At 66.7% G+C, this 13,817-nt stretch carries 13 protein-coding genes; 7 read left to right on the top strand and 6 right to left on the bottom strand.

Going from position 1 to position 13,817, the window contains the following annotated elements; all coding sequences use genetic code 11:
- Nucleotides 1–24 precede the first annotated feature (24 nt).
- A complete protein-coding gene (locus tag G4G00_RS10440) occupies nt 25–933 on the bottom strand; it encodes a LysR family transcriptional regulator (RefSeq protein WP_240336119.1) in 909 nt (302 codons plus the stop codon).
- 130 nt (nt 934–1,063) lie between these two features.
- Here G4G00_RS10440 and G4G00_RS10435 point away from each other — a divergent pair, with 130 nt between their 5' ends.
- Nucleotides 1,064–2,485, top strand: a complete 1,422-nt coding sequence (locus G4G00_RS10435) for an aldehyde dehydrogenase family protein (protein ID WP_164273223.1) — start codon at nt 1,064–1,066, stop codon at nt 2,483–2,485.
- 326 nt (nt 2,486–2,811) lie between these two features.
- Here the strand turns inward: G4G00_RS10435 and G4G00_RS10430 are convergent, their stop codons facing one another.
- Entirely contained in the window at nt 2,812–5,163 is a 2,352-nt protein-coding gene (locus G4G00_RS10430) for a GH92 family glycosyl hydrolase (RefSeq protein WP_164273220.1), read from the bottom strand.
- Nucleotides 5,164–5,688: 525 nt separating this feature from the next.
- Here G4G00_RS10430 and G4G00_RS10425 point away from each other — a divergent pair.
- Complete coding sequence (locus G4G00_RS10425) at nt 5,689–5,937, top strand: hypothetical protein (RefSeq protein WP_108753237.1); 249 nt, start codon at nt 5,689–5,691, stop codon at nt 5,935–5,937.
- Between the two features lie 24 nt (nt 5,938–5,961).
- On the opposite strand, the gene G4G00_RS10420 is transcribed toward G4G00_RS10425, so the two are convergent.
- Nucleotides 5,962–6,363: a ketosteroid isomerase-related protein gene (locus G4G00_RS10420; protein ID WP_108749756.1), complete on the bottom strand. Its 402-nt coding sequence runs from the start codon at nt 6,361–6,363 to the stop codon at nt 5,962–5,964.
- 76 nt (nt 6,364–6,439) lie between these two features.
- On the opposite strand from G4G00_RS10420, the gene G4G00_RS10415 reads away from it, so the two are divergent.
- Together G4G00_RS10415 and G4G00_RS10410 are read left to right on the top strand one after the other, a co-directional pair.
- Nucleotides 6,440–7,030 carry a GNAT family N-acetyltransferase gene (locus G4G00_RS10415; RefSeq protein WP_164273217.1) on the top strand — a complete coding sequence of 197 codons (591 nt, stop codon included), beginning with the start codon at nt 6,440–6,442 and terminating at the stop codon, nt 7,028–7,030.
- The gene (locus tag G4G00_RS10410; RefSeq protein WP_164273214.1) at nt 7,027–7,914 is read left to right on the top strand and encodes a carbon-nitrogen hydrolase family protein; all 888 of its coding nucleotides are present in this window, start codon (nt 7,027–7,029) and stop codon (nt 7,912–7,914) included. Before G4G00_RS10415 ends, G4G00_RS10410 begins: the two co-directional genes overlap by 4 nt.
- A gap of 187 nt (nt 7,915–8,101) precedes the next feature.
- On the opposite strand, the gene G4G00_RS10405 is transcribed toward G4G00_RS10410, so the two are convergent.
- Both G4G00_RS10405 and G4G00_RS10400 read right to left on the bottom strand, forming a co-directional pair.
- Nucleotides 8,102–8,425 carry a thioredoxin family protein gene (locus G4G00_RS10405; protein ID WP_164273211.1) on the bottom strand — a complete coding sequence of 108 codons (324 nt, stop codon included), beginning with the start codon at nt 8,423–8,425 and terminating at the stop codon, nt 8,102–8,104.
- Nucleotides 8,426–8,428: 3 nt separating this feature from the next.
- Nucleotides 8,429–8,845, bottom strand: coding sequence for a host attachment family protein (locus tag G4G00_RS10400; RefSeq protein ID WP_108753241.1), 417 nt, complete (start codon nt 8,843–8,845; stop codon nt 8,429–8,431).
- Nucleotides 8,846–9,364: 519 nt separating this feature from the next.
- Here G4G00_RS10400 and proP point away from each other — a divergent pair.
- Complete coding sequence (gene proP / locus G4G00_RS10395) at nt 9,365–10,852, top strand: glycine betaine/L-proline transporter ProP (RefSeq protein ID WP_164273208.1); 1,488 nt, start codon at nt 9,365–9,367, stop codon at nt 10,850–10,852.
- 199 nt (nt 10,853–11,051) lie between these two features.
- Here the strand turns inward: proP and G4G00_RS10390 are convergent, their stop codons facing one another.
- Complete coding sequence (locus tag G4G00_RS10390) at nt 11,052–11,663, bottom strand: hypothetical protein (protein ID WP_159093979.1); 612 nt, start codon at nt 11,661–11,663, stop codon at nt 11,052–11,054.
- Between the two features lie 128 nt (nt 11,664–11,791).
- On the opposite strand from G4G00_RS10390, the gene atpC reads away from it, so the two are divergent.
- Both atpC and G4G00_RS10380 read left to right on the top strand, forming a co-directional pair.
- Complete coding sequence (atpC, locus tag G4G00_RS10385) at nt 11,792–12,247, top strand: ATP synthase F1 subunit epsilon (RefSeq protein WP_108753244.1); 456 nt, start codon at nt 11,792–11,794, stop codon at nt 12,245–12,247.
- A gap of 63 nt (nt 12,248–12,310) precedes the next feature.
- On the top strand, nt 12,311–13,816 hold the full coding sequence (locus G4G00_RS10380; RefSeq protein WP_108762133.1) for a DASS family sodium-coupled anion symporter: 1,506 nt from the start codon (nt 12,311–12,313) through the stop codon (nt 13,814–13,816).
- The last annotated feature ends 1 nt before the right edge of the window (nt 13,817 follow it).

Genomic DNA, 13,817 nt, shown 5'->3' with positions numbered 1-13,817 from the left:
TCCGGCTTCAACAACAGGGGCTGGCTACGGAGCCGCGCGCAGCGCGTCCGGCGCCAGCCCGGCAGCATCGCGTTCGCGCTGCAGATCGGTAAACGCCTTCAGGGCCGGCGGCACGTGCCGGTGCCCGGGGAAGTACAGGTACAGGCCCGGGAACGGCGGGCACCACGCGTCCAGCACCGGCACCAGCGCGCCGCTGTCCAGGTCGTCACGGATGTGCCATTCGGACAGGAATGCCAGGCCCACGCCGGCCAGCGCGGCCGCGCGCGCCGCCTGCAGTTCGGCCACCACCAGCCGCGCCGGCGGGTCCACCTGCAGCACCTGGCCGCGGTGCTCCAGCTCCCAGCGGTACAGCCCACCGTGCGACACGCGCATGCGGATCGCCGCGTGCGTGGCCAGCGCGTCCGGCGTGTCTGGCGTGCCGTGCGCGGCCAGATAGCCTGGCGCGGCCACCACGCGCATGCGCTGCTGGCGGTACAGCGGCACCGCCACCATGTCCTGCGGTACCTGCTCGTGCAGGCGCACGCCGGCATCGAAACCATCGGCCACGATATCCACCAGCCGCGCCTCGGCAGCCATTTCCAGCCGCACGCGCGGGTAGCGCTGCACGAACTCGGCCACCAGCCCAGACAGCATGCGCGTGCTTTCCGGCGGCACGTTGATGCGCAAGGTGCCGCCGGGGTCACGCTCATCCTCGTGCAGCGCTTCGCCTGCGCCGCGGATCGCCTCCACCGCCGGCCCCACCTGCGCCACGTAACGCGCGCCGGCCTCGGTCAGCGCCACGCTGCGCGTGGTGCGATGGAACAGACGCGCCTGCAGCCGCGCTTCCAGGCCGGCCACCGCATGGCTCAACGCCGAGGTGGACATGCCCAGCTCGCGCGCCGCCGCGCGGAAGCTGCCACGGCGGGCTACCGCCAACACGGCGTCCAGTTCCACCAATCCAGATCGATGCACGATCGCACTCACATAGTCCCGGAAATCGGGACTCCCCATCCACCATAAACCGGATTCCCAGCACGGTCGAGCGGGCACAGACTGACCGCACCTTCCCGACGGATCCCTCGCCATGCAACGCATCGAGCAGCACTACATCAACGGCGCCTTCGTCGCCTCGCACGGCCAGCAGTTGGCCGACCTGCACAACCCGGCCACCGAGGCGGTGATCGGCCAGGTGCGTCTGGGCGATGCGGTGGACGCCGAGCGCGCCATCTCCGCCGCCCACGCCGCACTGCCGGCCCAGGCCGCGCGCAGCGTGGAAGAACGGCTGGCCCTGCTGGGCCGCTTCCGCGATGCCATGGCCGCCCGCCGCGATGATCTGCATGCGGCCGTGCTGGCCGAGTACGGCGCACCTTCTGCGCGCTCGCGCTGGATGGTGGAACACCCGGTGCAGGTGATCGAAGACGCCATGAAGGTCCTGGCCGACTTCCCGTTCCAGCGCAGCGTCGGCCAGGCCCAGGTGCATTACCTGCCGGTGGGCGTGGCCGGCATCATCACGCCTTGGAACAGCAACGCCGCCTTCATCTGCGCCAAGCTGGCCACCGCGCTGGCCGCCGGTTGCACGGCCGTGGTCAAGCCCAGCGAGCTGTCGGCCCTGCAGACCCAGGTGGTGATGCAGGCGCTGCACGCCGCGCAGTTTCCGCCGGGCGTGGCCAACATCGTCAACGGCGCCGGGCACGATGTCGGTGCCGCGCTCAGTGCCTCGCCGCAGGTGGCCAAGATCTCCTTCACCGGCTCCACCGGCACCGGCCGCGCGATCCTGCGTGCGGCCGCGGACAGCTTCAAGCGGGTTACCCTGGAACTAGGCGGCAAGTCGCCCACGATCATCCTCGACGATGCCGACGCGGACAGCGCCGCTGCCCTGGCGGTGCAGGCCGGCTTCATCAACAGCGGCCAGGCCTGCGTGGCCGGCACCCGCATCCTGGTGCCGGATGCGCGCCGTGCCGAATTCGAGGACGCCCTGGCGCGCGCGGTGCAGGCCGTGCGCAGCGGTGACCCACAGGATCCCGCCACCCAGGTCGGGCCGATGGTCAGCCAACGGCAATGGGAGCGCGTGCAGGGCTACATCCGCACCGGCTTGGACGAAGGCGCGCGGCTGCTGGCCGGTGGCGAGGGTCGCCCCGAGGGCCTGCAACGCGGTTGGTTCGTACGCCCCACGCTGTTCACCGATGTGCGGAACGACATGACCGTGGCCCGCGAGGAGATCTTCGGGCCGGTGCTGTGCATCATCGGCTATCGCGACGAGGCCGACGCCGTGGCCATTGCCAACGACAGCGCCTACGGCCTGAGCGCCCTGGTGATCGGCGCCGACACACAGCGCGCCACCGCCGTGGGCCGGCAGATCCAGTCCGGCCTCGTGCTGGTGAACACCCTGCAGCACGAATCGCTGGCCCCGTTTGGCGGCATGAAGCAATCGGGCATTGGCCGCGAAAGCGGCCAGTGGGGCCTGGAAGCCTTCCTGGAACCGCAGACCGTAATGGCCGCGCAGTAACCCGACCAACGGATGGGTCGGCACGCTCGTGCTCTGGTAGGTGCCGACCTTGGTCGGCACGCCCCTGCCTGGTAGGTGCCGACCTTGGTCGGCACGCTTCTGCCTGGTAGGTGCCGACCTTGGTCGGCACGCTTCTGCCTGGTAGGTGCCAACCTTGGTTGGCACGCTCGTGCCCACCAAGGTGGGCACCTACCAGAGCGCATTGCTTGTGCCCACCAAGGTGGGCACCTATCAAGGCGGATTGCTCGTGCCCACCAAGGTGGGCACCTACCAGAGCGGATTCCTGGCGGGCACCTACCAAAGCAGTTTCCGCCCTTTCGCCGCCGTTACCGGCTCATCGAATACGGCGCCTGCGCGCCCTGCCCCGGCCAGTCCTTGTTCGGCTCTGCCTGCATCGTGAAGCGCAGCTCACCTCCGGCCAGAATCTCGTCGTGGCGCAGGAACGTGCGCTGCAGCGGCTTGCCGTTCAACATCACACCGCCCACATAGGTGTGCTTGTCATCCAGCCCGTCGGCCACGATGGTGAAGGTCTTGCCGTTAGGCAGGCGCATGGCAGTCTTCGGCAGGAACGGGCGGCCCAGGATGTACTCGCCCGAGCCCGGCGCCACCGGGTAGAAGCCCAGCGCGGTGAACACGTACCACGCCGACATCTGGCCCACGTCATCATTGCCGGCCAGGCCATCGGGGCGGTCGGCATACTGGGTGTCCATGATCTGCTTCAAGCGCGCCTGCGTGCGCCACGGCTGCCCGGCATACGAATACAGGTAGGCCACGTGGTGGCTGGGCTCGTTGCCATGCGCGTACCAGCCGATCAGCCCGGTGATGTCTTCCATGTGCTCGAAGATGGAAGGATCGACCTTGGCGTTGAACACCTCATCCAACCGCGCCAGCAGCTTGTCGCTGCCACCGTGCGCGGCAGCCAGGCCGGCCACGTCCTGCGGCACGTACCACGAGTACTGCCAGGCATTGCCTTCGGTGTAGTCGGTGCCGTAACCGCTGGCACTGGGGTCGAACGGGGTGCGGAAGCTGCCATCGCGCTTGCGTGCGCGCATGAAGCCGGTGTCCTTGTCGAAGGCGTTGCGCCAGTTGCCGGCGCGCTTGTCGAAGGTCGCCGCCACATCGGTCTTGCCCATCGCCTGGGCCATGCGCGCGATGGTCCAATCGTCGAACGCGTACTCCAGCGTCTTGCTGGCCGCTTCGCCTTCCTCATCAATCGGCACGTAACCCAGCTCGCGGTACTGCGCGATGCCGTCATAGGGGCCGTAGTTGGCGGTCTCCACCATCGCCTTCAGCGCTTTTTCCGCATCGAAGCCACGAATGCCCTTCACGTAGGCATCGGCGATCACCGGCACGGCGTGGTAGCCGATCATGCACCAGTCTTCCAGCCCGTGGAACGACCACACCGGCAGCATGCCGTAGGGACTGTGCTGGTGGTGGGCCAGCATGGAATTGATGAAATCGCTGTTGCGCTTTTCCGGCTGCACCAGGGTCAGCAGCGGATGCAGCGCCCGGTAGGTGTCCCACAGCGAGAACGTGGAATAGTTCGTGTAGCCCTCAGCCTTGTGTACGGCGTTATCCGGGCCGCGGTATTGGCCATCGGCATCCATGAACAGCGTCGGCCCCAGCAGCGTGTGGTACAGCGCGGTGTAGGCGCTGCGGCGCGCATGCTCCGGCGCGTCGATATCCAGCACCGACAGCGCTTGCGTCCATTCCTGCTTGGCCTGCGCACGCACGCGGTCGAAATCGAAGTCGGCTACTTCGGCATCCAGATTGGCCATCGCACCGGCCTCGCTCACCGGCGAAATCGCCACCTTCACCACCAGCGGTGCATCCAGCTTGCCGAAGTCGAAGGTGCCGACCAGCTGCCGGCCTTCAATCTGCGCCCGCTGCTTCGGATCCTGGTGGCCCGGCGGCGGGAAGCCCTTGTAGGCGATGTCCTGTTCGGTGTTGTGCAGCTCGTGGGCGGCCAACGGGCGCGAGAAGCGCATGGCGAAATACAGCTGGCGGCCCGGCGCCCAGCCCCGGGTTTCGCGGAAGCCGGTGATGGTGCCATCGGCACGCACGCGCACCCGCGACCACAGCACCTTGCCTGGGTAGTCGTACATGCTGGTGCGCATATCCAGCAGCACCTTGGCATCGGCGCCCTTGGGGAAGGCGTAGCGGTGCACGCCCACGCGCGCGCTGGTGGTCAGCTCGGCGCGCACCTTGTAATCGTCCAGAGTGACCGCGTAGTAGCCCGGCTCGGCCTTCTCATCGTCGTGGCGGAAGCGCGAGGCATAGCCGCTGCGCGGCTTGTCCGGATCGCCGCGCTCCAGGCCCGGGTTGCCGGTGAACGGCATCACCAGGATGTCGCCAAGGTCGGAATGGCCGGTGCCGGAGAAATGGGTGTGCGAGAAGCCGACGATGCTGCTGTCGTCATAGCGGTAGCCCGCCGCCCAGCCATAGGCCTTCTCGCGCGGCTGGATGCGCGTGTCCGGGCTGAGCTGGACCATGCCGAATGGCAGCGTCGCGCCCGGGTAGGTGTGGCCTTCCCCGCCGGTGCCGATGAACGGGTCCACCGAGGCATAGGCTTTGTCGGCGGCGGTTCGGGCCGGGGCCGCACTGGCCAGGCCGGAAGCGAACATCGCCGTGGCGGCGACAGCGATCAGGAGACGACGGTCCAGCGTGGGCATCGGCATTTGGATCGATTCAGGTGGTGGTCAGAGAGTAGCACCGCCCCACGCCCGTGGCATGTTGCGCTGCGGCTGAACCTCCGTCGTGCCGCACCGTGCCCGAAGGGCGGCAGAGCAGTCCAGCGCGCTCCACTCAGTCGGTCGCTTCCGGCATGGTCCGCGCATGCCGCCGGTGGCGTCGACGCCGCTCCGTACACGCGACATGACACAGTAATTGAGCCCGTTTCGCCACTTGATGTCGCCTCCAGCACGCCTCGCTTCAACCGCACTTGACGACCCACGGTATTGCACGGCAGCTTCGGGAAAAGACATGGAAATCTCGATCAAGACCTGCGCACGATGCCCCCGCAGCGGATACGCCGCTGCCGGGTGTGGAACCCCGAAATGAGTAACGGGAACTGCCTGCCATGACTACGGCGGGCGGTGCGCGGCGGCCGCATGGCCCTCGGCTTCTTCCCGTTACTAAGCCGAAGTTCCAACCCCGCATCGCCCGCCACCTTTCTGGTGGCCTGTCCTGCCAGGAGCCATCACATGTCACCGCAACCGCCTGTCCTGACCCCGGAAGTGGAGTCCCTGCTGTCCCGTATCGACCACGCCCTCAGTTCGGCCGAAGGCATGGCCTTGATGATCAGCGACAACGAACCGGCCGACCCCACCGCGCACACGCGGCCGGGCTACAACGTGCAGAAGATCAGCGTGGCGATGATGGCGCTCAGCCAGCATGGCCGCCGGCTGCTGAACGAGCTGCGCCAGCAGTACCTGAAGGTCACCCTGCATTGAACCGCATGGCGACCGGGCCCGCCTTCAGCCGCCCACCGCCGCGATCCAGTGCGGCAGGTTGTAGTAGTTGGTGATGCGCGCCACCTTGCCATCACGAATCTCGAAGAAGGCGCCGGCCGGCAGCACGTAGGCCTGGCCGGTGGCTTCGGGCAGGCCTTCGTCGGTCGCCAGGTACTGGCCATTCACGGTGAACTCGGCCGCCCCGCGGGTACCGTCGGCATTGCCGAACACCACGATATCGGTCAACTGCTCACGGTAGGAACGGGCCATCTTCTGGCAGAACGCACGGAACGCGTCCTTGCCCACTTCACGGCCACCCTGGTTGATGTCGTGCACCACATCGTCGGTCACCTGGGCCACGAAGGCCTCGATGTCCCCGCTGTTGAAGGCGGCGTAGTAAGCGTGGATGACGTCGGTGGCGCTCATGGGGAATGTCCTGAGGGTGGGCGGGCTGCGGAGCATAGCCTATACTCACCCCCAGTATCCATGGGCTTGAGCGATCGTGCGCATCACCACGCTGCAGGGGGCCGCCGCCGCCCCGTATCTGGACGACCTGGCGCGCCTGCGCATCGGGGTCTTCCGCGACTTCCCCTACCTGTACGAAGGCGACCTGGGTTACGAGCGCGACTACGTGGCCACCTACGCAGCCGCCCCCGGCAGCATCATCGTGCTGGCCCAGGACGGCGACACCGTGGTGGGCGCGTCCACCGCCCTGCCCCTGTGCGAAGAAACCGACGAGTTCCAGGCCCCGTTCCTTAACGGCCCATGGAACCCGCAGCGCATCTTCTACTTCGGCGAATCGGTGCTGCTGCCGGCCTACCGTGGCCAGGGGCTGGGCGTGCGCTTCTTCGAGGCACGCGAAGCGCATGCGCGCCAGGCCGGTGGTTTCGACATCTGCTGCTTCAGCGCCGTGCAGCGCCCACAGGACCACCCGGCTCGCCCGCGTAACTACGTTCCGTTGGACGCCTTCTGGCACAAGCGCGGCTATGTGCACCACCCGGAACTGCACACCACCTTCCGCTGGCGCGACGTCGGCGACGACCGCGCAACCGCAAAACCGATGTCGTTCTGGCTAAAGGACCTGCACGCATGATCCGCCTCGCCGCCAGCCAGTACGCCATTGACCTGATTGAACAATGGGACGACTACGCCGCCCATCTGGACGCACATGTGGCTGAAGCTGCTGCGGCCGGCGCGCAGCTGGTGCTGCTGCCCGAGTACGCGGCCATGACCCTGACCGGCCAGTTGCCACCGGAGCAGCGCGGCGATCTGGCCGCATCGATCGCCGGCATGCAGGCGCTGCTGCCCCGCTGGCAGGCGCTGTGCGAACAGATTGCACGCCGCCACCAGATCTGGTTCTGCCCAGGCTCGGCACCAGTGCTGGACGACGACGGGTGCTACCGCAACCGCGCCTTCCTGTTCGGCCCGGACGGCCTGCTGGGCCACCAGGACAAACAGATCATGACCCGCTTCGAGCGTGAGGAATGGAACATCAGCGGCGGCCGCGATGGCCTGCGTGTGTTCGAAACGCCGCTGGGTACGCTGGCCATCCTGATCTGCTACGACACCGAATTCCCCATGCTGGCGCGGCGGTTGGCCGAAGCCGGCGTGGACCTGCTGCTGGCCCCCAGCTGCACCGACACCGAAGCCGGTTACCACCGCGTGCGTATTGGTTCGCAGGCGCGGGCGCTGGAAAACCAGATGCCGGTACTGGTGTCGGCCACTGCCGGCCTGGCGCCGTGGAGCCCCTCGGTAGACGTGAACTTCGGCCGCGCCGCGCTGTACGTACCGGCGGACCGGGGCATGCCGGCCAACGGCGTGCTGTGCGAAAGCGAAGCGGTGTTCACCGAACAGAGCCGCTGGCTGATCGGGGAGATTGATGCGAAAGCCGTGGCCGCCGTGCGCCGCGAAGGCCAGGTCGCCCTGTACCGCGACTGGCCGGAGCAGTTCGACATACACGTGCACCCCGCCCCGTAGAGTCGAGCTTGCTCGACTGCTCCTGTAGAGTCGAGCTTGCTCGACTGCTCCTGTAGAGTCGAGCTTGCTCGACTGCTCTTCCAGCCGAGCATGGATCGGCTCTACAAAAGCAAAAGCAGTCGAGCAAGCTCGACTCTACGCAAAGGCAAGAGCAACGGCAGTCGAGCATGGCTCGACTCTACAAAAGTCACGTCGGCAGCGCTGCCTGCAGCGTGGACAGATCCGCACTCTCCACCGGCCGTACCACCCGCGCCACCTCCTGGCCATCGCGCAGCAGCACCACCGTCGGCCACAGCTTCACCGCAAAAGCGCGCCCCAACGGCCGCCCCTTGCCATCCTCGATCTTCCAGTGCGCCAGGTCGTGCGCATCCACGAACGCCTGCAACGCCGCTTGCGCGGCCTGGCAATGGCCACACCACGGCGCCCCGAATTCCAACAACAGCCAGCCCGCCTGCGCCTGCACATCGGCAGGCGCAGGTTCGGCAGCAAGATGGTTGCGCATGAACGGCATGGCTCAGGCCGCGATGGCGCGCTGGATGTCTTCCAGCGGCGCGTTGGTGAAGTTCTTGGCGATGTCATCCAGCAATCGCGCCTGCGTTTCCTTGTGCAGCAGCGGGCGGATTCGCCCCAGCGTGATCGGGTCGGCCACCAGGATCAGATGCGAGAACCGGTTGTTCAGCGCATCATCGTTCAACTGTTCGGCCACCTGCTTGGCGAAGGTCGCTTCGTTCAACTGCGAGATCGACATGTCCTTCGGCACGGCACCAGACGGCCCCTGCCCGGACACACCCTGTTCGCTGATATCGGCCAGGCGCAGCTCACCCTCCTGCTTCAGGGTGATCTGGTGCTCGGTGCCCACGTTGGTGAACACACGTGCGGAACCACCATCGGTCACCACCACCAGGGTGCCTTCGGGAATGCGTCGGGTCATGCGATGTTCCTTCTGGTTACGTTGCAGCTCCACCGTAGAAAAACGCATGTGAGCGGCACGGCCACAGAGCGTTCAGTCGTTGTCAGCATGAACAGGCGCGATGGAACACAGCGTGTGGTTCGGCCGTATTGTCGGCACGCTCACGTTGTAACCGTTATCATGAACGGATGATCGACACGACCCACTGCGTCGCGGCTACGCCCGTTACGTGGAAAGCACTGCCGACCGGCGCCTCGCTTGCCGCAACCGCATCCGCCCCGAAATTCCACCGCCTGGCGCTGGATCCCGGCGGATGATGGTGCAGGCCTGATCCTTCGTTTGCGCGGTTTTTAGTCGCGCCGCTTCTCTGTGGTTCGCGCCTTAGTCGAGCAAGCTCGACTCTACCCTTGCGCGCTTTCTTGGCCGTTTGGCCTCCCGCCCCGATGCCCCTGCGCCAGTTGCGCCCGCATCGCCGTTTCCGTTTTTCGGGACACACCACACCGTCTATTCCGCACTGCATTCACCCAACAAGGAGTCCCCATGCAGGACAACTCCGATGCCCATGCCCATTTCGGCTGGTTCAAACGCCGCCGCCATCTGAACGTTGACGAGATCACGGTTGTCGACAAGCCCATGCTCAAGCGCGCCGTGGGCGCCGCTGCACTGGGCAACGCGATGGAATGGTTCGATTTCGGTGTCTACGGCTATCTGGCCGTCACCATCGGCCAGGTCTTCTTTCCCTCCAGCAACCCCACCGCGCAGGTCATTGCGGCCTTTGCCACCTTCACCGTGGCCTTCCTGGTGCGCCCGCTGGGCGGCCTGGTGTTCGGCCCGCTGGGCGATCGCTACGGGCGGCAGAAGGTACTGGCCTTCACCATGATCCTAATGGCGCTGGGCACCTTCGCCATCGGCCTGATTCCGTCCTACGAGCGCATTGGCATCTGGGCACCGGTGCTGTTGCTGCTGGCGCGCGTCGTGCAGGGCTTCTCCACCGGTGGTGAGTACGGCGGCGCGGCCACCTTCATTGCCGAATATTCCACCGACCGCAACCGCGGCCTGATGGGCAGCTGGCTGGAGTTCGGCACCCTGGGCGGCTACATCGCCGGTGCCGGAACTGTCACCGCGCTGCACATGCTGCTGAGCAGCGAAGACATGCTGGACTGGGGCTGGCGCATTCCGTTCCTGATTGCCGGCCCGCTGGGCCTGCTGGGTCTGTACATGCGCATGAAGCTGGAGGAAACCCCGGCCTTCCGCGCCTTCGCCGAAGAAGCTGACAAGCGCGAGCATGAGCGCCCGGGCCTGGGCGCGCTGTTCCAGGTACATGGCCGCCAGTTGCTGGTGTGCATGGGCCTGGTGCTGGTCTTCAACGTGACCGACTACATGCTGCTGACCTACATGCCCAGCTACCTGAGCGTGACCATGGGGTATGCCGAGAGCAAGGGTCTGCTGCTGATCATCATCGTGATGCTGGTGATGATGCCGTTGAACGTGGTCGGCGGGTTGTTCAGTGACAAACTGGGCCGCCGGCCGATGATCATCGGCGCGTGCATCGCGCTGCTGGTGCTGGCCGTGCCGTGCCTGCTGCTGGTCGGCAGCGGCAATGACTGGCTCATCTTCCTGGGGCTGATGCTGCTGGGCCTGGCGCTGGTGTGCTTCACCAGTTCGATGCCGTCCACCCTGCCGGCGCTGTTCTATACCCCGGTGCGCTACAGCGCGCTGTCGATCGCGTTCAACGTGTCGGTGTCGCTGTTCGGTGGCACCACGCCGCTGGTCACCGCCTGGCTGGTGGAACGCACCGGCGACCCGCTGGTGCCGGCGTACTACCTGATGGGCGCAGCGGTAATCGGCCTGATCACCATGCTGTTCGTGAAGGAGACCGCCGGCCTGCCGCTGCGCGGTTCGCCGCCGGCGGTAGGCAGCGACCGCGAAGCTGCTGCGTTGCTGAAGAGCGACATCCCGGTAACGGTTGACCCGACCCTGCCGCCGCTGCCGGAACCGGCCGAGCCGGAACAAGCGCGCCCGGCCTGACCGCCCCGCTCTGGTAGGTGCCAACCTTGGTTGGCACTTTGGTAGGTGCCAACCTTGGTTGGTATTTTGGTAACCGCGCGCCAACCAAGGTTGGCGACTACCAGGGAGGTCGAGGTAGAGTCGAGCTTGCTCGACTGCACGTGCACCGCCAGTCGAGCAAGCTCGACTCTACAAAAGCGGGTTGACCTCGCCCATCCCGTCAATCGGTGCGGGCCAGCTTCCCTGCGGTCCAGGCATACGTCCAGGTGTGCCGCCCATCGGGCGGGCACGCCGTGCGGCCCTTCCCGGCGCCACACAGGCGCGTGGGCCGTGCGCTGCTGAACGCCACCACGATCCGGCCGGCGTCGAACGTCACGCTTTCCACTTCGCCGGGCACGTGGACGCTGGCAGCGTCGGCGTACCCCGATGCACGGATCAGCGCATAGGTCTCATCGTCGTACACGCTCTTGCCCGGCGCCGGCGCCTGCGCGCGCGGGTCGTTGTCGGCCAGCGCGGTCATCACCACCAATTCGTTCAACTGCTGCGCCGCGCCGGTCTGCGCGGCCGTGTACACATAGATGATCTCCGGTCGGCCATCGCCATCCAGATCGGCATTGCCGGCCCACAGCGGTCGGTAATCGTAGGTGCTGTCGGTGGCCGGGTGCAGCCGCAGCGAGGCCTCGGCGGTGCGCCGCGCCTTGTCATAGCTGATGCCCTCGGCCGGCGCGGCCGCCCCTTCTGCCGGTGTGGTCTGTGCCACCGCCGTGGCCGCCAGCAGCATCCACAGCACGGTGCACGCGGCCTGCAATGGCCCCTGCCTGCGTTCTTTCATTGCAGCTCCCTTGGCAATGCGATCCATGCGCCGATGATCGCACACGATCCACCCCGCATTTGACCCAGATCACGGCCCGCACGCGCCGTTGCTGCCACCCTGAAGTCCCCACACCGCACCACGGCCTTATGTCTTCTCTGCCTCCCGCCGCCCCCGTGGCGGTTGCAACCCCCGGTTCCAGCTTCGCCCTCCAGGTCATCAGCCTGGATGGCCTGCACTGGGACGGCGATGTGCGCGAAGCCAGCGTGCCCGGCGCTGCCGGCCGCCTCGGCTTCCTGCCCGGCCACACGCCATTGATGGCACCGCTGTCCGCAGGTCTGGTGCGGCTGTTTCCCGCCGACAACACCGCCATGGTGGAAATCCACGTGAGCGGCGGCTACGTGGAAGTGCAGCCGGATCGGGTGATCGTGCTGGCCGACCTGGCCGCGCGCAGCGATTCACTGGACGAGGCCCTGGCCGAAGAGGCCCGTGCCGCCGCGCACTCGCCCATGGCCGCCGCGTTCACCGATGTTGACTACGCGCAGCTGCATGCCGAGCTGGCCGCGCAGCTGGCCCAGGCCGCGCGCCTGTCACGCCCGCGCTGATCGCCCGTGCCATCATGGCGCGGCAGGTGCCGTGCCCTCCCCTCATCCGGTAAGGAAGCAACGATGCTCGAGCGCATCAAGGCCGCACTGCAGTACTTCAACCAGGCCGTTCCGTTCCGCCTGGTGCCCGCCCTCATCACCACGGCGGTGCTGGTCACCCTGTTGCTGCTGCCCTGCCCGCAGGGCCTGACCGCCGATGGCTGGCGGCTGGTGGCGATCTTCCTGACCACCATCGTGGCGATCATCCTGAAGGTGATGCCGATCGGGGTGATGGCGATGATGGCCATCGTCATCGTTTCGCTTTCGCAGGTCACCTCCAACAGCTCCAAGGGCGCCATCACCGATGCGCTGAGCAGCTTCGCCAGCCCCCTGATCTGGTTGATCGTGGTGGCCATCCTCATTTCCCGCGGCCTGAAGAAAACAGGGCTGGGCAACCGCATCGGCCTGATGTTCATTGCGCTGCTGGGCAAGCGCACGGTGGGCATCGGCTATGGCCTGGCGGTGTGCGAATTGCTGCTGGCACCGTTCACCCCCAGCAATACCGCGCGTGGTGGCGGCATCGTGCATCCGGTCATGCGCTCGATCGCCACCGCCTTCGATTCCGATCCGGCCAAGGGCACCCAGGGCAAGGTCGGCACCTACCTGGCACTGGTGAATTACCACGCCAACCCGATCACCTCGGCCATGTTCCTGACCGCCACCGCGCCCAACCCGCTGGTGGTGGATTTCGTGGCCAAGGCCAGCGGCCAGCAACTGCAGCTCAGCTGGACCACCTGGGCGCTGTGCATGCTGCTGCCCGGCCTGCTGTGCCTGCTGCTGATGCCGCTGGTGGTGTATCTGCTCAGCCCGCCGCAGTTGAAGCACACCCCCGACGCGGTCACCTTTGCGCGCAGCGAACTGGCCGCGATGGGCCCGCTGGCCGCCAAAGAGAAGGTGATGCTGGGCACCTTCGGCCTGCTGTTGCTGCTGTGGGCCAACGTGCCGGCGATGATCTTCGGCCCCGCCTGGACCCTGGACCCGACCGTGGTCGCCTTCGTCGGCCTGTTCGTGCTCATCATCACCGGCACCATCAACTGGGACGATGTGCTTTCCGAAAAGAGCGCCTGGGACACCCTGATCTGGTTCGGCGCGCTGGTGATGCTGGCCGAGCAGTTGAACAAGCTGGGCGTGATCGACTGGTTCTCGCAGGGCATGAAGGGCGCCATCGCCAGCAGCGGCATGGGCTGGCAGGCCATCGCCGCGGTGCTGGTGCTGGCCTTCGTGTTCTCGCACTACCTGTTTGCCAGCACCACCGCCCATATCAGCGCCATGCTGCTGGCCTTCCTGGGCGTGGGCGTGCAGCTCATTCCCGGCGAGTACATGGTGCCGTTCCTGCTGATGATGACTGCCGGTTCGGCCATCATGATGACCCTGACCCACTACGCCACCGGCACCTCGCCGATCATCTTCGGCAGTGGCTACGTCACCCTGGGCACGTGGTGGCGGGTGGGCTTTGTGATGTGCGTGCTGGAACTGCTGGTGTTCGCCCTGGTCGGCAGCGCGTGGTGGAAGCTGCTGGGCATGTGGTGAT

This window comes from Stenotrophomonas sp. B1-1 (genome assembly GCF_010894375.1).
Classification (GTDB): Bacteria; Pseudomonadota; Gammaproteobacteria; order Xanthomonadales; family Xanthomonadaceae; genus Stenotrophomonas.
The sequence above is the reverse complement of the archived record's forward strand: the minus strand, read 5'-3'. Positions and strand labels throughout refer to the sequence as shown.